Consider the following 17,804-nt stretch of genomic DNA (forward strand, 5'->3'; position numbering starts at 1 on the left):
GCTTATTCGGCGGCTGCGGCCTGACGGCGGGCGCTGGCGCGTAGCTTCTCCGACGCCGACTTGAGCTGGCCGCAGGCGGCCGAGATATCGCGCCCGCGCGGGGTGCGAATCGGCGAGGCATAGCCCGCGCGATTCACGATCTCGGCGAAAGTCTCGATCGTCTCCCAATCCGAGCAGTCGTAGGCCGAACCGGGCCAGGGATTGAACGGGATCAGGTTGATCTTGGCCGGGATGCCCTTGAGCAGCCGCACCAGCTCGCGCGCATCGGCCGGGCTGTCGTTCACGCCGGCAAGCATCACATACTCGAACGTGATCCGGCGAGCATTCGACAGGCCCGGATAGGCCCGGCAGGCATCGAGCAGCTCGGCGATCGGATAGCGCTTGTTCAGCGGCACCAGCTCGTCGCGGATCTCGTCGCGCACGGCATGCAGCGAAATCGCGAGCATGACGCCGATCTCGTCGCCGGCGCGCGGGATCATCGGCACGACGCCGGAGGTCGACAGCGTGATTCGCCGCTTCGACAGGCCGACCCCGTCGCCATCGGAGGCGATCAAAAGCGCCTGCTTGACAGCGTCGAAATTGTAGAGCGGCTCGCCCATGCCCATCATCACGATGTTGGACACGAGCCGACCTTCGGTGGGGACGATCGCTCCGGTCGCCGGCGCTTGGCCCGGCAGATCGCCGAGCCGGGTGCGGGCCGCCAGGATCTGCTGCAAGATCTCCCCGGCGGTCAGGTTGCGCACCAGGCGCTGCGTGCCGGTGTGGCAGAAGGAGCAGTTCAGCGTGCAGCCGACCTGGCTGGAGACGCAGAGCGTTCCTCGTCCCTCTTCCGGAATATAGACCGTCTCGACCTCGACCGGCCGGCCGGCACCGCGCGCGGGAAAGCGGAACAGCCACTTGCGGGTGCCGTCCACCGAGATCTGCTCGTCGACGATCTTCGGTTCGGCGAGCTGCGCAACCTCCGCCAGGCGTGCACGCAACTCCCGACTGACATTGGTCATATCGTCGATGCTGGTGGCGCCACGCAGATAAAGCCAATGCCAGAGCTGCGCGACGCGCATCTTGATCTGACGATCCGGCACGCCAGCCGCGCGCAAAACCTCCGCCAGGCCGTCCCGGTCGCGACCGACGAGATCCATACGGCCGTCCTCATCCGAGGCCGGACGGACGGATGCGGCAGGTGTTGCGGCGACGATATCAAGTTGCACGGTCATGACGGCTCAAGATCGGTGCGGCGCCCCGCTCCGGCAAGGGGAGGATCGGCGCTTTCGGACCGGATTGCGTTGGAAAACGTCGTCCTTATCGCACGAAAGAGGCGGGGCCGTCACGCGTGGAGCGTTTCCAGGCCAAGTGGAAACCGGTTGGCCGTCCGCAAACGCCACAGCGCCGGACGACCACAGCAAAAAAGGACCGGCTTCCTCGCGGGAAAGCCGGTCGCCTTTCGAACCGAACTCGGAAATCAGTTGCAGACTTCGTTGAGGCGGTTGGTTGCGGCGGTCACGCCGGAAAGCGAGAACCGGTAGCTCGTGTCCGTCCCGCGCGAGGACTGTCCGGACACCGACATGGCGCGACCGGCCCGCATGGCGTTCAGAAGGGTCGATTCCTGCGCCGGATTCTCCATCCAGGCGCCATCGCCCTTGGTGAACATGGTGAATTTCTGGCCATCCACGTCCACGCTGACGCTGGAATTCTCCTTGAAGGTGTAGCCGACCAGAATGCTGGTCTCGCCCTTCACTCCTTCCTGCGGCCGGCTCGACACGAAGAAGAACACATCCCCGTGGTCGCGGTCGGAAGGCTGAATATCCTTCGGCTTAGACAGCGCGTAGCAGATCTTTCCGTTCTGGCCGTCGTAGGTATAGACTTCCCAGTCGCTGTATTGCTGCAACAACGTAGGCTTCGACGACTGCGCGAAAACAGCCCCGGTTGCCAGCAACGACATACAAGCGGCAAGTATCGCGATACGCTTCAGCATAGCCCACCCATCGGCTGTGGAATTGATTTCGCGGGGCAACCGGCAAGGTAGCCGGGACCGAGTTCACGAAGGGTATATAACCGATCGAGTCGCCGCCGTCGCGGTGCCGGCCCGTAGCGACGCGATCGAATTCCGTCTATGATTACCGGAACATGAGGACGCTGGCCGCAGAATTGGGGCAAGAGTGTGACCCAGGGCTCTCCGAGCCGCGAGATCCCCGCCAAAGGCGGACGTCTCGTGTTGTCCCCAATTTGCCCAATCCGTTGCACAACCATCATTCCAGAAACGAACCATAATTCTTAGGCGACCGTGGCAGACGACGACCCTTACGCCGATCTGGTCGAGGCGGTGGCCGAACTTCGGGACCGAACCGCGTTCATCGCGCTCTACGACCATTTCGCCCCGCGAATCAACGCTTTCCTGTTGCGGCTCGGAACCGACAACGGCTCCGCGGAAGAATTGACGCAGGAAGTGATGGTCACCTTGTGGCGCAAGGCCGCGCTATTCGACCGCACCAAATCGTCGACCGCCACCTGGCTGTTCCGAATCGCCCGCAATCGCCTGATCGACCTGAAGCGGCGCGATCGCTCCAACCGGCTCGATCCCGAAGAGCCCATGCTGCAACCCGCTCCCGCCGATGCCCCGGACGCGTTCGTGGATTCCCGCGAACGCGACGGCCTGGTCCGCCAGGCGCTCGACACGCTGCCGGCGGAACAGCTCGAGCTGGTTCAACTCGCCTTCTTCAAGGGATTGTCCCATTCCGAGATCGCCGACGCCACCGGCCTGCCGCTCGGCACGGTCAAATCGCGCATCCGACTTGCGTTCACGCGCTTGCGCCGGCTCTTGGACGATGCCGCACCCGACGACACGACCTGACCTCCCGAGATTTTCCGCACAGACGAGGAGACACCCGCCTTGCGCGCCGTCCTGAGCAGAGCCCCCGGCCCCCCCTCCAGCCTGACGCTGGAGACGCTTCCCGATCCGACACCCGGCCCCGGAGAGGTTTCAGTCGCGGTCGAGGCCGCCGCCCTCAATTTCTTCGACACGCTGATCATCGCCGATCGCTACCAGTTCAAACCCGAGCGCCCGTTCTCCCCCGGCGCCGAAATGGCCGGACGGGTGGAGGCGCTCGGAGAGGGCGTCGACGCGTTTGCCGTCGGCGACCGAGTGGTCGCCTATCTCGGCTGGGGAACCTGCCGCGAGCGCGTGGTGGTAAAGTCCGACGAGCTGGTCAAGATCCCCGACGGAATGCCGAGCGAGATCGCGGCCGGGCTGATCGTGACCTACGGCACCACGCTCTATGCGCTGCGGGATCGCGGCGGTCTGAAACGGGGCGAGACGCTGGCCGTTCTCGGCGCTTCCGGCGGCACCGGTCAGGCAGCCGTGGAAATCGGCAAGGCGATGGGCGCCCATGTGATCGCGTGCGCCTCCTCCGCCGACAAGGTCGCCTTTGCCCGCAGCCTCGGCGCCGACGACGGGATCGACTACGGTTCGCTCTCCCTCAAAGAGCAGCTGAAGGAGATCACCGGCGGAGCTGGCGTCGACGTGGTCTACGATCCCGTGGGTGGTGCGCTGGCGGAAGAGGCGCTACGCGCGCTCGGCTGGCTCGGCCGGTTTCTGGTGATCGGGTTCGCTTCGGGCGAGATTCCGAAAATCCCGCTGAATCTCGCGCTCCTGAAAAGCTGCGACATCCGCGGCGTGTTCTGGGGAGCGGCGATCAAGCGCGATCCGGAGGGACATCGCGCCAATGTGCGTCAGCTTCTCGACTGGGTCTCGGAAGGCCGGCTGAAGCCGCACGTCGACACGGTCTTCCCCCTGGAGGAGACGCCGGCCGCCCTCGATCGGTTGGCCGCCCGCGCCGTCAAGGGCAAGCTGATCATCAAGCCTTGAGCGAATCGAGATCGAGCACCCGGCGGGCCTCCTGCCGGTGCTCGTCCTTGATGTGGGTGGAGACCAGCGCAATCACGCCGATGAGCACCGAGGCATCGTCCGTGAAGCCGAAACCGAGCAGAACGTCGGGGATGAGATCCGTCGGCAGCACGAAGTAGCCGAGCGCGCCCATCAGCATGCCACGGACCCGCATCGGGGTCGCCGGATCCAACGCGCAATAGTAGGCGGCGACCAGATCTTCCACGAACGGAATCTGGCCGGCCGCGCGTCGCGCCGTGCGCCAGAAGCGGTTGCGCACCACATCCTCCTGGGCAAACGGGTGGTCCGGCGGGAGAATCTCGGGTTCCTGCTTCTTCCGGTTCTTTCCGAACATTCTGTTCCTAATCCAAAATAACGCACCAGAAACCGAGATTTCCTGCGCAAGGGGAGTCGACACGGCCCCCAAACGTCCAATCGAACCGATCTCATCGGCCCCGTTGAAGCCAGTTCACACGCCGAAAATGCGATCCATTTCCTTTGCGAGCCGGACATCCAGTGCGGTCAATCCGCCGGCATCATGGGTCGACAAGGTGACCGTTACTGTCTTATAGACGTTCATCCATTCCGGATGATGATCCATTTTTTCCGCGACCAGGGCAATCCGCGTCATCCACGCGAACGCTTCCTGGAAGTTCCGAAATGTGAACGTTCGCGTGATGGCGTCTCTGTCTTGCAGCGCCGTCCATCCGGTCAACTCGGCAAGCGCTTCGGCGCGCGCTTCGGGCGAAAGTCGTTCGGCCATCGGCATCTCCCGTCGTTTCGCTCATGAAACATGGGGGACGCCGGAGCGCGAGTCGAGAGGCGATCCGACCGACGCTGAACTTGAGGACCTGAAAAGGACATCATGAGCAGACCGCCGGAAACTTCCATCCTGTTCGTCTGTCTGGGCAACATCTGCCGTTCGCCGATGGCCGCCGGCATTCTGCGATCGCTGGCGGCGACGAGCGTGCGGCCGATCCGGATCGAGTCCGCCGGGGTCGGACCCTGGCACGTCGGCAAGCCGCCGGACGGTCGCGCCATCGCCGCGGCCCAGCGTCACGGCATCGACCTGACCGGCGAGCGCGCGCAGATGATCGCGGAGGTAGACTACCGCAGTTACGACATGATCCTGGCAATGGACCGCTCCGTCCTCGCCAACGTGCTCCAACGTGCGCCGGCCGATGCCACCGCCCGAATCGGGCTGTTCCGGCAGGTGGCCGAAGACGTCGACGCCGATGTGGACGACCCCTATACCGGCCCCGAAGACGATTTCGAGACCTGCTTCGTCGAGATCGAGGCGGCCGCGAAAACGCTCTATGCGCGGCTTTTGGAGCCAACTCCGGAAGGGTCGGACGGTTAATCCGGTCTGGTGTGAGGCCTCACAGAGCCGCCATGGCGCGGCTGAAGCGCACTCGTTGAGGCCGCGCCATCAATCCGGCTCACGACCGCGCTTCGGCCAGCACCCGATCCACAAAGGCTTCCGCGACGCCCAGATGACGGGCCGGGTCACCCAGCGCCTCCCAGTCGATCGGCGCATCCGAGAGGGTGGAGAGCGTCGCGATCAAATCGCCGCCGCGCCCGGCAGCCTCCTTCACGAGCGCCTGGGCCTCTTCACGTGTCATGTGTTCCGACAGCGCGAAGCTTGCCGCCTCGGCCAGGGTCGCTCCGCCCGCGCGGCCGGCCATCGCAGCCTCTTCGACCACCAGGCTTCCCACCAGCGCTTCGCCATGGGCGAGCCCCCCGGCGGCCGCGGCGACCAGGCTCGGCAGCGTCGCCCACTCGATAGACCAGGCCGCGCCGTCGCGCTCCTCCGCATGGAGGCCCGCCTGGGCGAATGTGCCGAGCGTGCCGGCTGCGGTGCGCGCCAGCGTCACCAACAGTTCCGCGGCGACCGGGTTCGCCTTCTGCGGCATGGTCGACGACCCGCCGCCGCTTCCCGGCCGCAGCTCCACGATTTCGCTGCGGGCCAGCAGGGCCACGTCGGTGCCGATCTTGCCCAGGCTCGCCGTTAGCGAGGTCAACCAGGCGGCCAGCTCGAACAAGCCATCGCGCTGGGTGTGCCAGGGCATCGGCCCGGCGTTCAGCCCCAATTCCTCCGCCAGCGCCTCCATCACCTTCAACCCGTCCGCCCCGATCGCCGAGGCCGTTCCGCCGGCGCCACCGAACTGCACCTGAGCGAGGTCGCGCCGGACCTCGGCGAGCTTGCGCCGCCGGCGGATCAATGGCGCAAGCCAGCCGGCGACTTTCAGGCCGAAGGTCGTCGGAACCGCGATCTGGGTACGGGTGCGCGCCGCCATCACCGTCGAACGGTGGCGCTCGGCAAGCGCGGCGAGGGCCTCGATCAACCGATCCAACCGGGCGGCCATGAGATCCAGCGCCTCGCCGAGCCGGAGCACCAGGGCGGTGTCGACGATATCCTGGCTGGTGGCGCCCCAGTGCACGAACTGAGCGGCCTCGCCCCCCACGTGTTTGCGAAGGTCCTTGACCAGCCCGGGAAGCGGCACCCCGGCGCTGACGACGCCGCCTGCTAACGACGCCGGATCGATCGCGATCTCCTTGAGACGCTCATCGATCGCCTCCGCAGCCGCCGCCGGGATCACGCCGAGCCGCCCTTCCACCCGGGCAAGCGCCCGCTCCACCCGGATCATGGCCGCAAGCTCGGCCTCGTCGGTGAACAGGCGCGCCACCTCCGGATTGGAGAACAACGGTCCATAAATCGCGGAATCGAAGGGACTGACGGCCATGGCGGAGCTCCTGCGCGCGGGCAAATAGATGTCGCGCCGGCATAGCCCGATCGCGGCGTCGCGGCAAAGGCCGCGAACTCTGCCTGCGCTCTGCCCAAGCCGAAAAAGGCGTCAGAGCGGGCCTGCAAACGGAAAACCGGTGTCCCCTTTGCCGGGAAACGCATTATGGTCCGCTCACGGTTTCCGCGAACGTCGCCTTCGCTTCGCGCGTTTCAAAGGGACGCAAGCCGTTTACCGGCCACTTTCTGACCGCGCCGGCGAAGCGTCCGTTATCGATCTCGCAGGGAGTTCAAGCCATGGCTGTTGCCTCGACGTCGTCCTCGACCACTCCGGCCATCGACCGGCTCGGCCTCAAGGACCCGAGCCTGTTCCGCACGCAGGCCTTCATCGCCGGCCGATGGAGCGATGCCGACGACGGCGCGACGGCCGAGGTAACCGATCCGGCAACCGGCGACGTTCTTGGCACCATCCCCAACTGCAAGGCGCCAGAGACCCGCCGCGCGATCGAAGCCGCCAACACCGCCTGGCCGGCCTGGCGCGCCCGCACTGCCAAAGATCGCGGTCAGATCATCCGCCGGCTTTTCGAACTGATGATGGAGAACCAGGAGGATCTCGCTCGGCTGATGACTGCCGAGCAGGGCAAGCCTCTCTCGGAATCGCGCGGCGAGATCGTCTATGCCGCAAGCTTCCTGGAGTGGTTCGCCGAGGAGGCCAAGCGCGTCTATGGCGAAACCATCCCCGCCCCGCTCGCCGATCGCCGGATCCTGGTGATCAAGCAGCCGATCGGCGTGACCGCGGCGATCACGCCCTGGAACTTCCCGGCAGCGATGATCACCCGCAAGCTCGCCCCCGCGCTGGCGGCCGGCTGCCCGATGGTGATCAAGCCGTCGGAGCTGACGCCCTACTCCGCGCTCGCGCTGTGCGTTCTGGCCGAACGGGCCGGCGTGCCGGAAGGCGTGATCTCCGTGGTGACCGGCGACGCCGCCCCGATCGGCGGCGAGATGACGGCGAACCCGATCGTCCGCAAGCTTTCCTTCACTGGCTCGACCGCCGTCGGCAAGCTGTTGATGCGCCAGTCCTCCGACACGGTGAAAAAGCTGTCGCTGGAACTCGGCGGCAACGCTCCTTTCCTGGTGTTCGACGATGCCGACCTCGACGCCGCGGTAGAAGGCGCGATGGCCTCGAAATACCGCAACGCCGGCCAGACCTGCGTCTGCGCCAACCGGCTGTTCGTCCAGTCCGGCGTCTATGATGCCTTTGCGGAAAAGCTGGTGTCGGCGACCAAATCACTGAAGGTCGGCAACGGCTTCGAAGACGGCGTGATGCAAGGCCCGCTCATCAACGAGAAGGCCGTAGAGAAGGTCGAACGGCACATCGCCGACGCCGTCGACAAAGGCGCCAAGGTGATGACCGGCGGCGGACGCCATCCTCTCGGCGGCACCTTCTTCGAGCCGACCGTGCTCACCGGCGTCACGCCCGACATGGCGGTGATGCGCGAAGAGACCTTCGGTCCGATGGCGCCGCTGTTCCGCTTCGACAGCGACGAGGAAGGCGTCCAGCTCGCCAACGCCACCGAATTCGGCCTCGCCTCCTATTTCTACGCTCGCGACATGGGCCGCATCCTCCGCGTCGGCGAGGGTCTGGAATATGGCATGGTGGGCGTGAACACCGGCCTGATCTCCACCGAGGTGGCTCCATTCGGCGGCGTGAAGGAGAGCGGGCTTGGCCGCGAAGGCTCCCACCACGGCATCGAAGAGTATCTCGAGCTCAAATATCTGAGCCTCGCGGGCCTCGATCGATAAGAGAATTCTGGTCGCCGATCGGTTTCGCCGCAAAGGGAACCGACCTATATCCGATATCGCTAATATAAGACGATCCCGCTTGCGCGGGATCGCGGATATGGTGACGAGAGGAATGTAGGCATGACCACAACGCCGACCGCCCCCATCGTGCGGGGACACTACGACCCCGCGACCTTCTCGGTGCAGTACGTGGTCGCCGACCCGGCTACCGGGAAATGCGCGATCATCGACCCGGTGCTCGATTTCGATCCCAATTCGGGCAAGGTCACGACCGAGAACGCCGACGCCCTTTTGGGGATCGTGGCGCGCGAGGGCTGGACGGTCGAGTGGATCCTCGACACCCATCCCCACGCCGACCATTTCTCATCGGCGATCTATCTGCAGCAGAAGACCGGTGCCCCGCGCGCGATCGGCGAAAAGGTGGTCGAGGTCCAGAAAATCTGGAAAGAGATTTACCATCTGCCGGACTTCGAGGTCGGGACCGGATTTTGGGATCACACCTTCGCCGACGGCGAGACCTTCAAGATCGGTGAGATGGATGCGCGGGTGATCTACTCGCCCGGCCACACCATCGCATCGATCACCTATGTCGTGGGTGACGCCGCCTTCGTGCATGACACGCTGTTCCAGCCCGATTTCGGAACGGCGCGGGCGGACTTTCCCGGCGGGGACGCCGGCATGCTCTATCGCTCGATCATGGAAATTCTGGCGCTGCCGGACGAGACCCGGCTCTTCACCGGCCACGACTACCAGCCGGGCGGGCGGGACGTCGCCTGGGAATCGACCGTGGCCCGGCAGAAGGCGGAGAATCCGCACCTGAAGCAGGCACCGACGGAAGCCGACTACGTCGCGTTGCGCACCAAGCGCGACGCGGAACTGCCCCTGCCCAAGCTGATGCTCGCGGCGTTGCAGGTGAACATGCGCGGCGGGCGCCTCCCCGACGTGGAGGAGAACGGCCGCTCCTACCTCAAAATCCCCGTCAACGCCTTCTAAAAGGGAAGACGCGGACGCAGACCGTGGGCATGGCGCACGGTCTGCGCCGGAAGGCTGGGTCGGCTACTCGGCAGTCCAGCCGCCGTCGATCGGCAGGATCGCACCGGTGATCGACGCCGCTCCGTCGGAGCACAGGAACACCGCGAAGTCGGCCACTTGCTCGACGGTCACGAACTCCTTGGTCGGCTGGGCGGAGAGAAGAACGTTCTTCTTCACTTCCTCCTCGGAGATGCCGCGCGCCTTGGCGGTATCCGGGATCTGCTTCTCCACCAGGGGGGTCCAGACGTAGCCGGGGCAAATCGCGTTCACCGTGATGCCGTGCTGGGCTGTCTCCAGCGCCACCACCTTGGTCAAGCCGGCGATGCCGTGCTTGGCTGCCACGTAGGCGGCCTTGTCCGGCGAGGCGACCAGCGCGTGGGCGGAGGCGGTGTTGATGATCCGGCCCCACTTGCGGCTCTTCATGCCCGGCACAGCGGCCTTGATGGTGTGGAAGGCCGACGACAGGTTGATCGCCAGGATCGCGTCCCACTTGGCGTCCGGGAATTCCTCGATCGGCGCGACGTGCTGGATACCGGCGTTGTTGACCAGGATGTCGACTGCGCCGAACGTATCTTCCGCCGTCTTGATCATGCCGCTGATCTCGTCCGGTTTGGTCATATCGGCAGCGGAGTAGACGCATTTCACGCCGAATTCGCTTTCGATCGCAGCACGCTCTTTTTCGATCGCGTCGGCATCGCCAAATCCGTTGATGACGACGTTGGCGCCCTTTTCGGCCATCGCACGGGCGTAGCCGAGACCGATACCGGAGGTGGAGCCGGTGATGACAGCCGTCTTACCTTTAAGCATGTGCGCGTCCCTTTCGATTGGCATCCGGATGGTTCCAGATGATGGCATCGCCCGCGGCGTCTACGTAATCAAGCGAAGATTTACCGCAATATGACGACAGTCTGAGTAAACGAACCGAAAGGCGCAGCCGTATGCGAACCGCTCGCAAATTCGCTCCGGCCGCGCTAAGACGGCAGACAAGGCCAAAGCAGCCTCTTCGCGACACCGGCGCATACGCCGATCCCCGCAAGAAGCGGACCAGACAATGAGCGCAATCTTTCCCGACCCAGCCCATGACCATCGCAAGTGCGCCAGCACGGCTGTGCTGGCAGCCGAACGTCATTGCAAGGCGAAAGGGCTGCGCCTGTCGTCCATGCGCCGCTCGGTTCTGGAGACGCTTGCGGAGAGCCATACGCCGCTCGGCGCCTACGACATCCTCGACCGGCTTGCCGGCGAGGCGGGACGGCCCGCTCCGATCTCGGTCTATCGCGCCCTTTCCTTCCTGACCCAGGAAGGCCTGGCCCACCGCATCGAAAGCCTCAACGCCTACGTGGCCTGCGCGGAACGCCACGGCGAGGCCCAACCGCTGGTGTTTCTGATTTGCGAACGGTGCCGTCAGGTCGGAGAGGCGACGGCCGCCGACCTGGACATCCGCATCGACGCCGTGGCACGCGCCGCGGGCTTCCAGCCGCACCGAGCGGCGATCGAGATCTTCGGCATCTGTGAACATTGCGCGGCCGAAGCGGCATGACGGCGTCGGCCGATGCGCGTCACGCGCCCGCCCCGTTGCCGGATCTAAGGGCGATCGGACTTCTGGTGATCCTGTGCGCAAGCTGGGGACTGCAACAGGTCGCGATCAAGCTCGCCCTGGTCGATTTTCCGTCCCTGACACAGATGGCGATCCGCTACGCCGGCGCCCTCATCCTGGTCTTGCTCTGGGCGTTCGCGCGCGGCGTGCCGCTGTTTCGGCGCGACGGCTCGCTGCTGCCGGGCCTGCTCTCCGGCCTCTTTTTCGGGGTCGAGTTCGCGCTGGTGTATCTGGCGCTCGACCACACCACCGCCAGCCGCGTCTCGTTGTTTCTCTACACGGCCCCCTTCTTCGTGGCGCTGGGCGCCATCGTGGTTCTGCCGAACGAACGGTTGCGGCCGCTGCAATGGCTGGGCATGGGGTTCTCCTTCATGGGCGTCATGCTCGCGCTCGGCGTGCCGTCGTCCTCAGCCAGCGCATCGAGCCTGATCGCGGACGCAAGCTGCGTTCTGGCCGGCGCGCTGTGGGCCTGCCAGACGCTGACCGTCCGCAAATCCGTGCTCCGCACGCTCCCTTTCGAGAAAGTGCTGATCTACCAGCTCGCCGTCGCGACCGTGATCGCAGGGGTGATGGCGCTCGTTCGCGGCGAGACGGTGTCGTGGCCGGTCTCGACGCATGCGGTCCTCTGGGTTGGCTATCAGATGATCTGGGTAGTCGCCGTCACCTACATGGTCTGGTTCAGCCTTTTGGCGCGCTACGCCGCCGGGCCGCTGCAGGCCGGCACCTCCATGACGCCCGTATTCGGGATCGCCGCCGGCGTGCTCGTGCTCGGCGAGCCGCTCACGCCCGGCTTCTCGGTTGCGGCCGCGCTGGTGTTCGCCGGCCTGGTCCTGGTCAACTATCGCCCGCGCGCACGAAGATCCTGATCGCGTCCTGACAGAGCCGCCCGAAAGCTCTAGATAAGGGCCGGTTGAGAGATCCTTGAGGCCCTCCTCCGAGACCGAGGTCGACAGAAAGAGCCAGGCGATGACTGCGCCCCTTGCCCCCCTTTCCTCCGGCCCGTCCGAGCGGCGGCGCTCGGTGCCCGTCAATGTCGGCGGCGTCACGGTTGGCGGTCACGCGCCGGTCGTGGTGCAGTCCATGACCAACACCGACACCGCCGACATCGAGGCCACGGTCGCCCAGATCGCCGCGCTTGCCCGCGCCGGCTCCGAGCTGGTGCGCATCACCGTCGACCGCGACGAGGCCGCCGCCGCCGTGCCGCACATTCGCGATCGGCTCTGGCTGAAGAACATCACCGTGCCGATCGTGGGCGACTTTCACTATATCGGCCACAAGCTGCTGGCCGATCATCCCGCTTGCGCCGAGGCACTCGCCAAGTACCGAATCAATCCCGGCAATGTCGGCTTCAAGGCCAAGCGCGACGCCCAGTTCGGCGCGATCATCGAGATCGCCCAGCGCAACGATAAGCCCGTGCGGATCGGCGTGAACTGGGGCTCCCTCGACCAGGAGCTCCTGACCCATCTGATGGACGAGAACGCCAGCGCCGAGGCACCGCTTTCGGCGGCCGCGATCATGCGCGAGGCGATGATCCGCTCCGCGCTTCTCTCCGCCGAGCGCGCCGAGGAGCTGGGGCTCGGGCGCGATCGGATCCTGTTGTCGGCCAAGGTGAGCGACGTCCAGGAGTTGATCGCCGTCTACCGCGACCTCGCCCGGCGCTGCGACTACGCGCTCCATCTCGGCCTGACGGAGGCGGGCATGGGCTCCAAAGGCATCGTGGCGTCGTCCGCCGCCCTCGGTATCCTGCTGCAGGAAGGCATCGGCGACACCATCCGCATTTCGCTCACGCCGGAGCCGAACGGCGACCGGACCCTGGAAGTCAAGGTCGCCCAGGAACTCCTGCAGACCATGGGTTTCCGCGCCTTCGTGCCGGAGGTGGCCGCCTGCCCCGGCTGCGGCCGCACCACTTCGACGGTGTTCCAGGAGCTCGCCAAGGAGATCCAGGACCATCTATCCTCGTCCATGCCGGTCTGGAAGGAACGCTACCCCGGCGTGGAGGAGCTGCAGGTCGCCGTGATGGGCTGCATCGTCAACGGTCCGGGCGAATCCAAACATGCCGACATCGGCATTTCGCTCCCCGGCACCGGCGAGCAGCCCTCCGCCCCGGTGTTCGTCGACGGCCGGAAGGTCAAGACGCTACGTGGCCCCGGCATTGCCGACGAGTTCAAGCAGATGGTCGCCGACTATATCGAGCAACGCTTCGGCCAGCGCGCCAGCGACGCGGCGGAGTAGGGCGGCGAAAAGGATCTACTCGGCAGCTTCCGCCGTATTTTCCGCGTCGAACGCGAGCCGCGCCGCCGCCATTTCGTCGGCATGATCGTGAGCCCAGCGCGCGAGATGTCCGATCGGCTCCAAGAGGGACCGGCCGAGCGGTGTCAGAGCGTACTCGACCCGCGGCGGCACGGCCGGATAGACGGTGCGGGTGACGAGACCGTCGCGCTCGAGCCCACGCAGGGTGAAGGTCAGCATCCGCTGGGAAATTACACCGATCTCCCGTTTCAGCGCATTGAAGCGAACCGGTCCGTCGGCGAGCGTTTCCACCACCAGGACGGCCCACTTGTCGCCGATGCGCGCCAGAACCGGCGCGACCCGTTTACAGCGTCCGGAAACATGCATGTGCTCGACATCCATCGATGTGCCCTCTTGTGCACCGCAGCGCAATCGGCGAGATAGCGGTATCATTTTGATACCTAATCTCAGGCCCAAAAAATAGGAAGGCAGCAATGTCCCTTCGTCTGAACATCATCGTCGCAAGCACGCGGCCCGGCCGGGTCGGACCGAGCGTTGCCAACTGGTTCCTCGGCTACGCCAAGGAGCACGGCAGCTTCGAACCGCATCTCGTCGATCTCGCCGACTTCAACCTGCCGGTCTATGACGAGCCGAAACATCCCCGGCTTCAGGACTATCAGCACGATCACACCAAGGCCTGGGCGGCGAGCGTATCGGCCGCCGACGCCTTTGTGTTCGTGACGCCGGAATATAACTATCACCCGACCCCGGCGCTGGTGAACGCGTTCACCTATGTCTCAAAGGAATGGGGCTACAAGCCCGCCTCGTTCGTGAGCTATGGCGGCGTTTCAGGCGGCACCCGCGCTGTCGACCAGGCTCGGACCTGGTTCGGCACCTTGCGGATGATGGCCGTGCCGGAACTCGTGATGTGCCCGATGGTGGCCAACCAGATCCAGGACGGGGTGTTCACACCCAACGACCTGCAGCTTGAAAGCGCGGACGCGATGCTGTCGGAGCTCAAGCGCTGGGCGGAAGTACTGAAACCGCTTCACGGTTAGGCCAAGGGGAACCCGGTTGGCCGTCCGGAAACGTGTCGAAACCACACCTTAAACCTGCTCCGCTTTGTTGAGAAAAGTGGAACGGCTCTCGTGGTTTAATTTCGATATTGGCATCTTGTGCAGCACACTCGCGTGCGAATGTCGAAATCCGACAATCACTATCATTGATTCTATTTTATCTTTTGAGTTTGACATTTGAGACGCCGGTTAGCGGCGAGCGGCGCTCAAATGTCAAATTCGCTCCAGGAGAAAGTCCCGCAGGAAGCCGAGGCGGTCGTTGCCCCACCACATCTCGTCGCCGATCATCATGATCGGCACGCCAAAGACGCCACGATTCTGCGCTTCTAGGCTGGACGCCTCGTAACGGGCCGCCGCATCGGCGGTATCGACGAAGGCGAGGAACTCCGCCTCCGGCCAGCCGAGACCTCGTGCCAAATTCGCGAGAACGGCAGCATCGCTCATGTCGGCGCCGCTCGCCCAAGCGAGCGACCAGGCCGCGTCCAGATAGTCCGACACCATGTCCCGGTCGGACGCGAAGAACATGCCCTTGTTCAAACGCTGGGACTCAAGCGATCTCGGAAAGATCAGATCGACCCCGTAGCGTTGGGCCCAGCGCTGTAGATCCACTTTCAGGTAGCGGATCTTGGGCGGGATATCGACGTTGCGCGGCCCGGTATTGCCGGCCGCCGTCTTGGTACCCGCCAAATCTATCACCTTCGGCATCAGCCGCAGTCCGAATTCATCCGCCAGGCCAGGAAGCTTCTGGTAGGCAAGATAGGCGTAGGGACTCATGAAATCGAAATAGAAGTCCAATGTTTCGGGCATGATCAGATGTTCTACGGCGATGACGGGGCATAATCAGTTGCGGCCGGATGATAAGCTCCTGTCGAGATCGGCCCATCGCCGGCCCGACGTGACAGCGCCTTCCAGATAGGCCGATGGCACGAGGTGATAAGGCGGGCGGCAGGGGCCGGCATTCATCCAACCTGCAGCATTCATGCGCGCCTTTTCCAGGCCGATATTGTAGCTGGAAAACTCCCGAAAGGAGCCGTTCGGAAACAGTGTGCGATAAGTCGCGGCAATCTCGTTGGTCAGCGCCTTGGGCGCTTCCCAGTCTCCTCCCTGCGCTGCTTTGGCGACCAGGTCGCGCAGCTGCAGTGCCGGGGCGGGACCGCATACCGCGCCGCTGGTCCAGAACGCCGTGCAGAACTGCGGATCGATCCGGGCGGCGGCATAGTAATCGACATCCAACGGCAAGAACCGAATCCGCCGCTGCGTCAGTTCGAGATCGATATGCAGCGCTCCGATGCCCAGATATTTCGCCGAAACGACCTGCGGGATTTCAGCCACCTGCGCCCAGAACGGCCGCGGAAAGTCGAACTTGAAGGCCTCGGGGTTCGCATAGACGCAGATCGCCGTATCGGGACAGGCGTCCGCGACATTGCGATAGAACTGCACCACGGTCGGCACGTCCGGGGCGCACCACATCGGCGGGCCGAGCATGACTCCGTCGATCCCAAGCGCCCGGGCTTCACGCGTCTGGCGGATCGTCTCGCGCGTGTTCAGGCTCGTGGTGCCACCAAATACAGGAACACGCCCACGGGCTGTCTCGGCGAGCGTCGCCATGAAGGCGTGCTTTTCCTCCCAGGTCAGCGTCGCGCACTCGCCCAGGGTCCCGAGGGTGATGATGCCGTCGATGCCAGCGGCGATGAGCGCGTCGACGACGCGGGCGGTTTCGGCGAGGTCGACAGTGTCCCGCGCGGCGGGATCGGAGGCATCGGCGGTTGCCGGGGTCGGCATAATTGCCCAGCAGCCCTGAATATCATCGACGGTGAGACGTGAGTTGGACATTGGAACTCTTTCTTGAGACGACCGAAGCAGCCGGGCAGTCCCTGCGCAGCACCTCGTGCCGATGCCCCCGCGCGACCATCCCTGTGCCAGCGGGAAGGGTTAGAACGGGTAGGCCTGATCGGCGGGTTCGACCGTGACCCATTTCAGCTCGGTGAATTCGTCGATCACCGCCCGCCCATCGAAGCGGCCATAGCCGCTGGCCTTCATGCCGCCATAAGGGGCCTGGGCTTCGTTCTGCACGGTCGAGCCGTTGACGTGACAGCAGCCGGCGTCGATCCGCATCGCTGCGTCGAGAGCGCGCGTGACGTCACGACCGAAAACGGCGGCAGACAAGCCATATTCGGTATCGTTGGCGATCCGGACAGCGTCTTCGGTGTCCTTGGCACGAACCACGACGGTGCAAGGACCGAACGTTTCCTCGTCGTAGATCCGCATCGCTGCGGTCACGTGGTCGACGATCGTCGCCGACATCTGAGCGCCGGAGCTTCCCCCGCCCGTTACAACGGTCGCACCCTTCGCAACGGCGTCTTCGATCAGGGCATGGATACGCTCGCCCGCACCGGAGCCAATCAGCGGACCGATGACGCAGTCACCCCTGATCGTCGGATCGCCAACCGATAGGTCGGCCGCCCGCGCCGCAAGCCGAGCCACGAAATCATCGGCGATGCGCTCGTCGACGATGATGCGCCCGGTCGTCATGCAGATCTGCCCTTGATAGAGGAAGGCGCCGAACGTTGCGGCGCGCACGGCGGCGTCGAGATCGGCGTCATCGAGGACCACCATCGGCGACTTGCCGCCAAGCTCCAGCAGACAGCGCTTGAGATGCCGACCGGCTTTTTCCGCGATGATGCGCCCGACGCGCGTCGACCCGGTGAAGTTCACGCGGCGGATTGCCGGATGGGCGATCAGCGTGTCGACCACCTCTTCGGCTTGGGCCGGCGCATTGGTCACCACGTTCAGCACGCCAGCCGGCAGGCCCGCTTCGTAAAGAGCCTCCGCCACAAGCATATGGGTCCGGGGGCTGCTTTCGGAAGCACGGAACACAACCGTGTTGCCGCAGACGATCGGATAGGCGATGGCACGGGCAGCGAGGACAACCGGCCCGTTCCAGGGCACGATGCTGAGAACGGCGCCGACCGGCTGACGCACGGTCATCGACAGCGTGCCGGGCTTGTCGGTCGGAATGGTCTCGCCCTGAATCTGCGTAGCCAGAGAAGCGGCTTCGCGAAATAGATTGGCGGCAAGCATGACGTTGAAGCCGGCCCAAAGCTGAGAGGCTCCGATCTCCGAAGCCATGACCGAAATGAACTCCGCCGTCTTCGCCTCAAGGCAGTCCGCCGCGGCGAGGAGAATCCGGCGGCGCTCGGTCGGGCCCGTGCGGGACCATGTGGCGAAAGCGGCGTGCGCGGAGTCCGCGGCGAGAGTTGCATCGTCCGCGCCGGCCGAAGCCGCCCGTGTGACGACGTCTCCGCTCACAGCGTTGCGATGTTCGTAGGTACGACCGCTCGACGCCGGCCGCGCAACGTTATCGATGACCAGAAGAGTTTCCGTGGACATGTGCTCCCCGCACAATTTGACCTTGTTTTTTCGTGTCTAACAACAAGTACTCCCAGC

Annotated in this window: 19 protein-coding genes; 9 read left to right on the forward strand and 10 right to left on the reverse strand. The window is 64.9% G+C overall.

Annotated features, from left to right (window positions below; translation table 11 throughout):
• Positions 1 to 2: 2 nt before the first annotated feature.
• Complete coding sequence (gene rlmN / locus HNS03_RS01825; RefSeq protein ID WP_367192638.1) at positions 3 to 1,214, reverse strand: 23S rRNA (adenine(2503)-C(2))-methyltransferase RlmN; 1,212 nt, start codon at positions 1,212 to 1,214, stop codon at positions 3 to 5.
• 245 nt (positions 1,215 to 1,459) lie between these two features.
• Positions 1,460 to 1,972, reverse strand: coding sequence for an invasion associated locus B family protein (locus HNS03_RS01830; protein WP_367192640.1), 513 nt, complete (start codon positions 1,970 to 1,972; stop codon positions 1,460 to 1,462).
• Positions 1,973 to 2,281: 309 nt separating this feature from the next.
• Between HNS03_RS01830 and HNS03_RS01835 the strand changes: the two genes are divergently transcribed.
• Entirely contained in the window at positions 2,282 to 2,848 is a 567-nt protein-coding gene (locus tag HNS03_RS01835; RefSeq protein ID WP_367192642.1) for a sigma-70 family RNA polymerase sigma factor, read from the forward strand.
• A 39-nt stretch (positions 2,849 to 2,887) separates the two neighbouring features.
• Positions 2,888 to 3,862, forward strand: a complete 975-nt coding sequence (locus tag HNS03_RS01840; RefSeq protein ID WP_367192643.1) for an NADPH:quinone oxidoreductase family protein — start codon at positions 2,888 to 2,890, stop codon at positions 3,860 to 3,862.
• On the opposite strand, the gene HNS03_RS01845 is transcribed toward HNS03_RS01840, so the two are convergent.
• Positions 3,852 to 4,235: a YkvA family protein gene (locus HNS03_RS01845; RefSeq protein WP_367192644.1), complete on the reverse strand. Its 384-nt coding sequence runs from the start codon at positions 4,233 to 4,235 to the stop codon at positions 3,852 to 3,854. The two genes, HNS03_RS01840 and HNS03_RS01845, sit on opposite strands and share 11 nt — an antisense overlap.
• A gap of 114 nt (positions 4,236 to 4,349) precedes the next feature.
• Positions 4,350 to 4,643: a 4a-hydroxytetrahydrobiopterin dehydratase gene (locus HNS03_RS01850; protein ID WP_367192645.1), complete on the reverse strand. Its 294-nt coding sequence runs from the start codon at positions 4,641 to 4,643 to the stop codon at positions 4,350 to 4,352.
• A gap of 102 nt (positions 4,644 to 4,745) precedes the next feature.
• Between HNS03_RS01850 and HNS03_RS01855 the strand changes: the two genes are divergently transcribed.
• Positions 4,746 to 5,240: a low molecular weight protein-tyrosine-phosphatase gene (locus tag HNS03_RS01855; RefSeq protein ID WP_367192646.1), complete on the forward strand. Its 495-nt coding sequence runs from the start codon at positions 4,746 to 4,748 to the stop codon at positions 5,238 to 5,240.
• Positions 5,241 to 5,319: 79 nt separating this feature from the next.
• On the opposite strand, the gene pcaB is transcribed toward HNS03_RS01855, so the two are convergent.
• On the reverse strand, positions 5,320 to 6,624 hold the full coding sequence (pcaB, locus tag HNS03_RS01860; protein WP_367192648.1) for a 3-carboxy-cis,cis-muconate cycloisomerase: 1,305 nt from the start codon (positions 6,622 to 6,624) through the stop codon (positions 5,320 to 5,322).
• Between the two features lie 296 nt (positions 6,625 to 6,920).
• Here pcaB and HNS03_RS01865 point away from each other — a divergent pair, with 296 nt between their 5' ends.
• Entirely contained in the window at positions 6,921 to 8,426 is a 1,506-nt protein-coding gene (locus HNS03_RS01865) for an NAD-dependent succinate-semialdehyde dehydrogenase (protein WP_367192650.1), read from the forward strand.
• A 120-nt stretch (positions 8,427 to 8,546) separates the two neighbouring features.
• Positions 8,547 to 9,419, forward strand: coding sequence for an MBL fold metallo-hydrolase (locus tag HNS03_RS01870; RefSeq protein WP_367192651.1), 873 nt, complete (start codon positions 8,547 to 8,549; stop codon positions 9,417 to 9,419).
• A 63-nt stretch (positions 9,420 to 9,482) separates the two neighbouring features.
• On the opposite strand, the gene HNS03_RS01875 is transcribed toward HNS03_RS01870, so the two are convergent.
• Positions 9,483 to 10,265 carry a 3-hydroxybutyrate dehydrogenase gene (locus HNS03_RS01875; RefSeq protein WP_367192653.1) on the reverse strand — a complete coding sequence of 261 codons (783 nt, stop codon included), beginning with the start codon at positions 10,263 to 10,265 and terminating at the stop codon, positions 9,483 to 9,485.
• Positions 10,266 to 10,509: 244 nt separating this feature from the next.
• Between HNS03_RS01875 and HNS03_RS01880 the strand changes: the two genes are divergently transcribed.
• From HNS03_RS01880 to ispG, 3 genes are all read left to right on the forward strand, one after another.
• The gene (locus HNS03_RS01880) at positions 10,510 to 10,995 is read left to right on the forward strand and encodes a Fur family transcriptional regulator (protein ID WP_367192654.1); all 486 of its coding nucleotides are present in this window, start codon (positions 10,510 to 10,512) and stop codon (positions 10,993 to 10,995) included.
• Positions 10,992 to 11,918, forward strand: coding sequence for a DMT family transporter (locus tag HNS03_RS01885; RefSeq protein ID WP_367192655.1), 927 nt, complete (start codon positions 10,992 to 10,994; stop codon positions 11,916 to 11,918). Before HNS03_RS01880 ends, HNS03_RS01885 begins: the two co-directional genes overlap by 4 nt.
• Before the next feature lie 100 nt (positions 11,919 to 12,018).
• Positions 12,019 to 13,284: a flavodoxin-dependent (E)-4-hydroxy-3-methylbut-2-enyl-diphosphate synthase gene (gene ispG / locus HNS03_RS01890; protein ID WP_367192656.1), complete on the forward strand. Its 1,266-nt coding sequence runs from the start codon at positions 12,019 to 12,021 to the stop codon at positions 13,282 to 13,284.
• A gap of 15 nt (positions 13,285 to 13,299) precedes the next feature.
• Here ispG and HNS03_RS01895 read toward each other — a convergent pair whose 3' ends face one another.
• Positions 13,300 to 13,683, reverse strand: coding sequence for a winged helix-turn-helix transcriptional regulator (locus HNS03_RS01895; protein WP_367192657.1), 384 nt, complete (start codon positions 13,681 to 13,683; stop codon positions 13,300 to 13,302).
• A 92-nt stretch (positions 13,684 to 13,775) separates the two neighbouring features.
• On the opposite strand from HNS03_RS01895, the gene HNS03_RS01900 reads away from it, so the two are divergent.
• Positions 13,776 to 14,339 carry an NADPH-dependent FMN reductase gene (locus HNS03_RS01900; RefSeq protein ID WP_367192659.1) on the forward strand — a complete coding sequence of 188 codons (564 nt, stop codon included), beginning with the start codon at positions 13,776 to 13,778 and terminating at the stop codon, positions 14,337 to 14,339.
• Positions 14,340 to 14,570: 231 nt separating this feature from the next.
• On the opposite strand, the gene HNS03_RS01905 is transcribed toward HNS03_RS01900, so the two are convergent.
• The 3 genes from HNS03_RS01905 to HNS03_RS01915 form a co-directional block, all read right to left on the reverse strand.
• The gene (locus HNS03_RS01905) at positions 14,571 to 15,164 is read right to left on the reverse strand and encodes a 2-hydroxychromene-2-carboxylate isomerase (RefSeq protein ID WP_367192660.1); all 594 of its coding nucleotides are present in this window, start codon (positions 15,162 to 15,164) and stop codon (positions 14,571 to 14,573) included.
• Between the two features lie 33 nt (positions 15,165 to 15,197).
• The gene (locus HNS03_RS01910) at positions 15,198 to 16,190 is read right to left on the reverse strand and encodes a dihydrodipicolinate synthase family protein (RefSeq protein WP_367192661.1); all 993 of its coding nucleotides are present in this window, start codon (positions 16,188 to 16,190) and stop codon (positions 15,198 to 15,200) included.
• Positions 16,191 to 16,289: 99 nt separating this feature from the next.
• The gene (locus tag HNS03_RS01915; protein ID WP_367192663.1) at positions 16,290 to 17,747 is read right to left on the reverse strand and encodes an aldehyde dehydrogenase; all 1,458 of its coding nucleotides are present in this window, start codon (positions 17,745 to 17,747) and stop codon (positions 16,290 to 16,292) included.
• Between the last annotated feature and the right edge of the window lie 57 nt (positions 17,748 to 17,804).

This window comes from Amorphus sp. 3PC139-8 (assembly GCF_040750475.1).
Classification (GTDB): Bacteria; Pseudomonadota; Alphaproteobacteria; order Rhizobiales; family Amorphaceae; genus Amorphus.

Coding starts and splice junctions, on each gene's coding strand:
- rlmN (WP_367192638.1), bottom strand. CDS start 1,214: ATGACCGTGCAACTTGATATCGTCGCCGCAACACCTGCCGCATCCGTC.
- HNS03_RS01830 (WP_367192640.1), bottom strand. CDS start 1,972: ATGCTGAAGCGTATCGCGATACTTGCCGCTTGTATGTCGTTGCTGGCA.
- HNS03_RS01845 (WP_367192644.1), bottom strand. CDS start 4,235: ATGTTCGGAAAGAACCGGAAGAAGCAGGAACCCGAGATTCTCCCGCCG.
- HNS03_RS01850 (WP_367192645.1), bottom strand. CDS start 4,643: ATGGCCGAACGACTTTCGCCCGAAGCGCGCGCCGAAGCGCTTGCCGAG.
- HNS03_RS01855 (WP_367192646.1), top strand. CDS start 4,746: ATGAGCAGACCGCCGGAAACTTCCATCCTGTTCGTCTGTCTGGGCAAC.
- pcaB (WP_367192648.1), bottom strand. CDS start 6,624: ATGGCCGTCAGTCCCTTCGATTCCGCGATTTATGGACCGTTGTTCTCC.
- HNS03_RS01865 (WP_367192650.1), top strand. CDS start 6,921: ATGGCTGTTGCCTCGACGTCGTCCTCGACCACTCCGGCCATCGACCGG.
- HNS03_RS01870 (WP_367192651.1), top strand. CDS start 8,547: ATGACCACAACGCCGACCGCCCCCATCGTGCGGGGACACTACGACCCC.
- HNS03_RS01875 (WP_367192653.1), bottom strand. CDS start 10,265: ATGCTTAAAGGTAAGACGGCTGTCATCACCGGCTCCACCTCCGGTATC.
- HNS03_RS01880 (WP_367192654.1), top strand. CDS start 10,510: ATGAGCGCAATCTTTCCCGACCCAGCCCATGACCATCGCAAGTGCGCC.
- HNS03_RS01885 (WP_367192655.1), top strand. CDS start 10,992: ATGACGGCGTCGGCCGATGCGCGTCACGCGCCCGCCCCGTTGCCGGAT.
- ispG (WP_367192656.1), top strand. CDS start 12,019: ATGACTGCGCCCCTTGCCCCCCTTTCCTCCGGCCCGTCCGAGCGGCGG.
- HNS03_RS01895 (WP_367192657.1), bottom strand. CDS start 13,683: ATGGATGTCGAGCACATGCATGTTTCCGGACGCTGTAAACGGGTCGCG.
- HNS03_RS01900 (WP_367192659.1), top strand. CDS start 13,776: ATGTCCCTTCGTCTGAACATCATCGTCGCAAGCACGCGGCCCGGCCGG.
- HNS03_RS01905 (WP_367192660.1), bottom strand. CDS start 15,164: ATGCCCGAAACATTGGACTTCTATTTCGATTTCATGAGTCCCTACGCC.
- HNS03_RS01910 (WP_367192661.1), bottom strand. CDS start 16,190: ATGTCCAACTCACGTCTCACCGTCGATGATATTCAGGGCTGCTGGGCA.
- HNS03_RS01915 (WP_367192663.1), bottom strand. CDS start 17,747: ATGTCCACGGAAACTCTTCTGGTCATCGATAACGTTGCGCGGCCGGCG.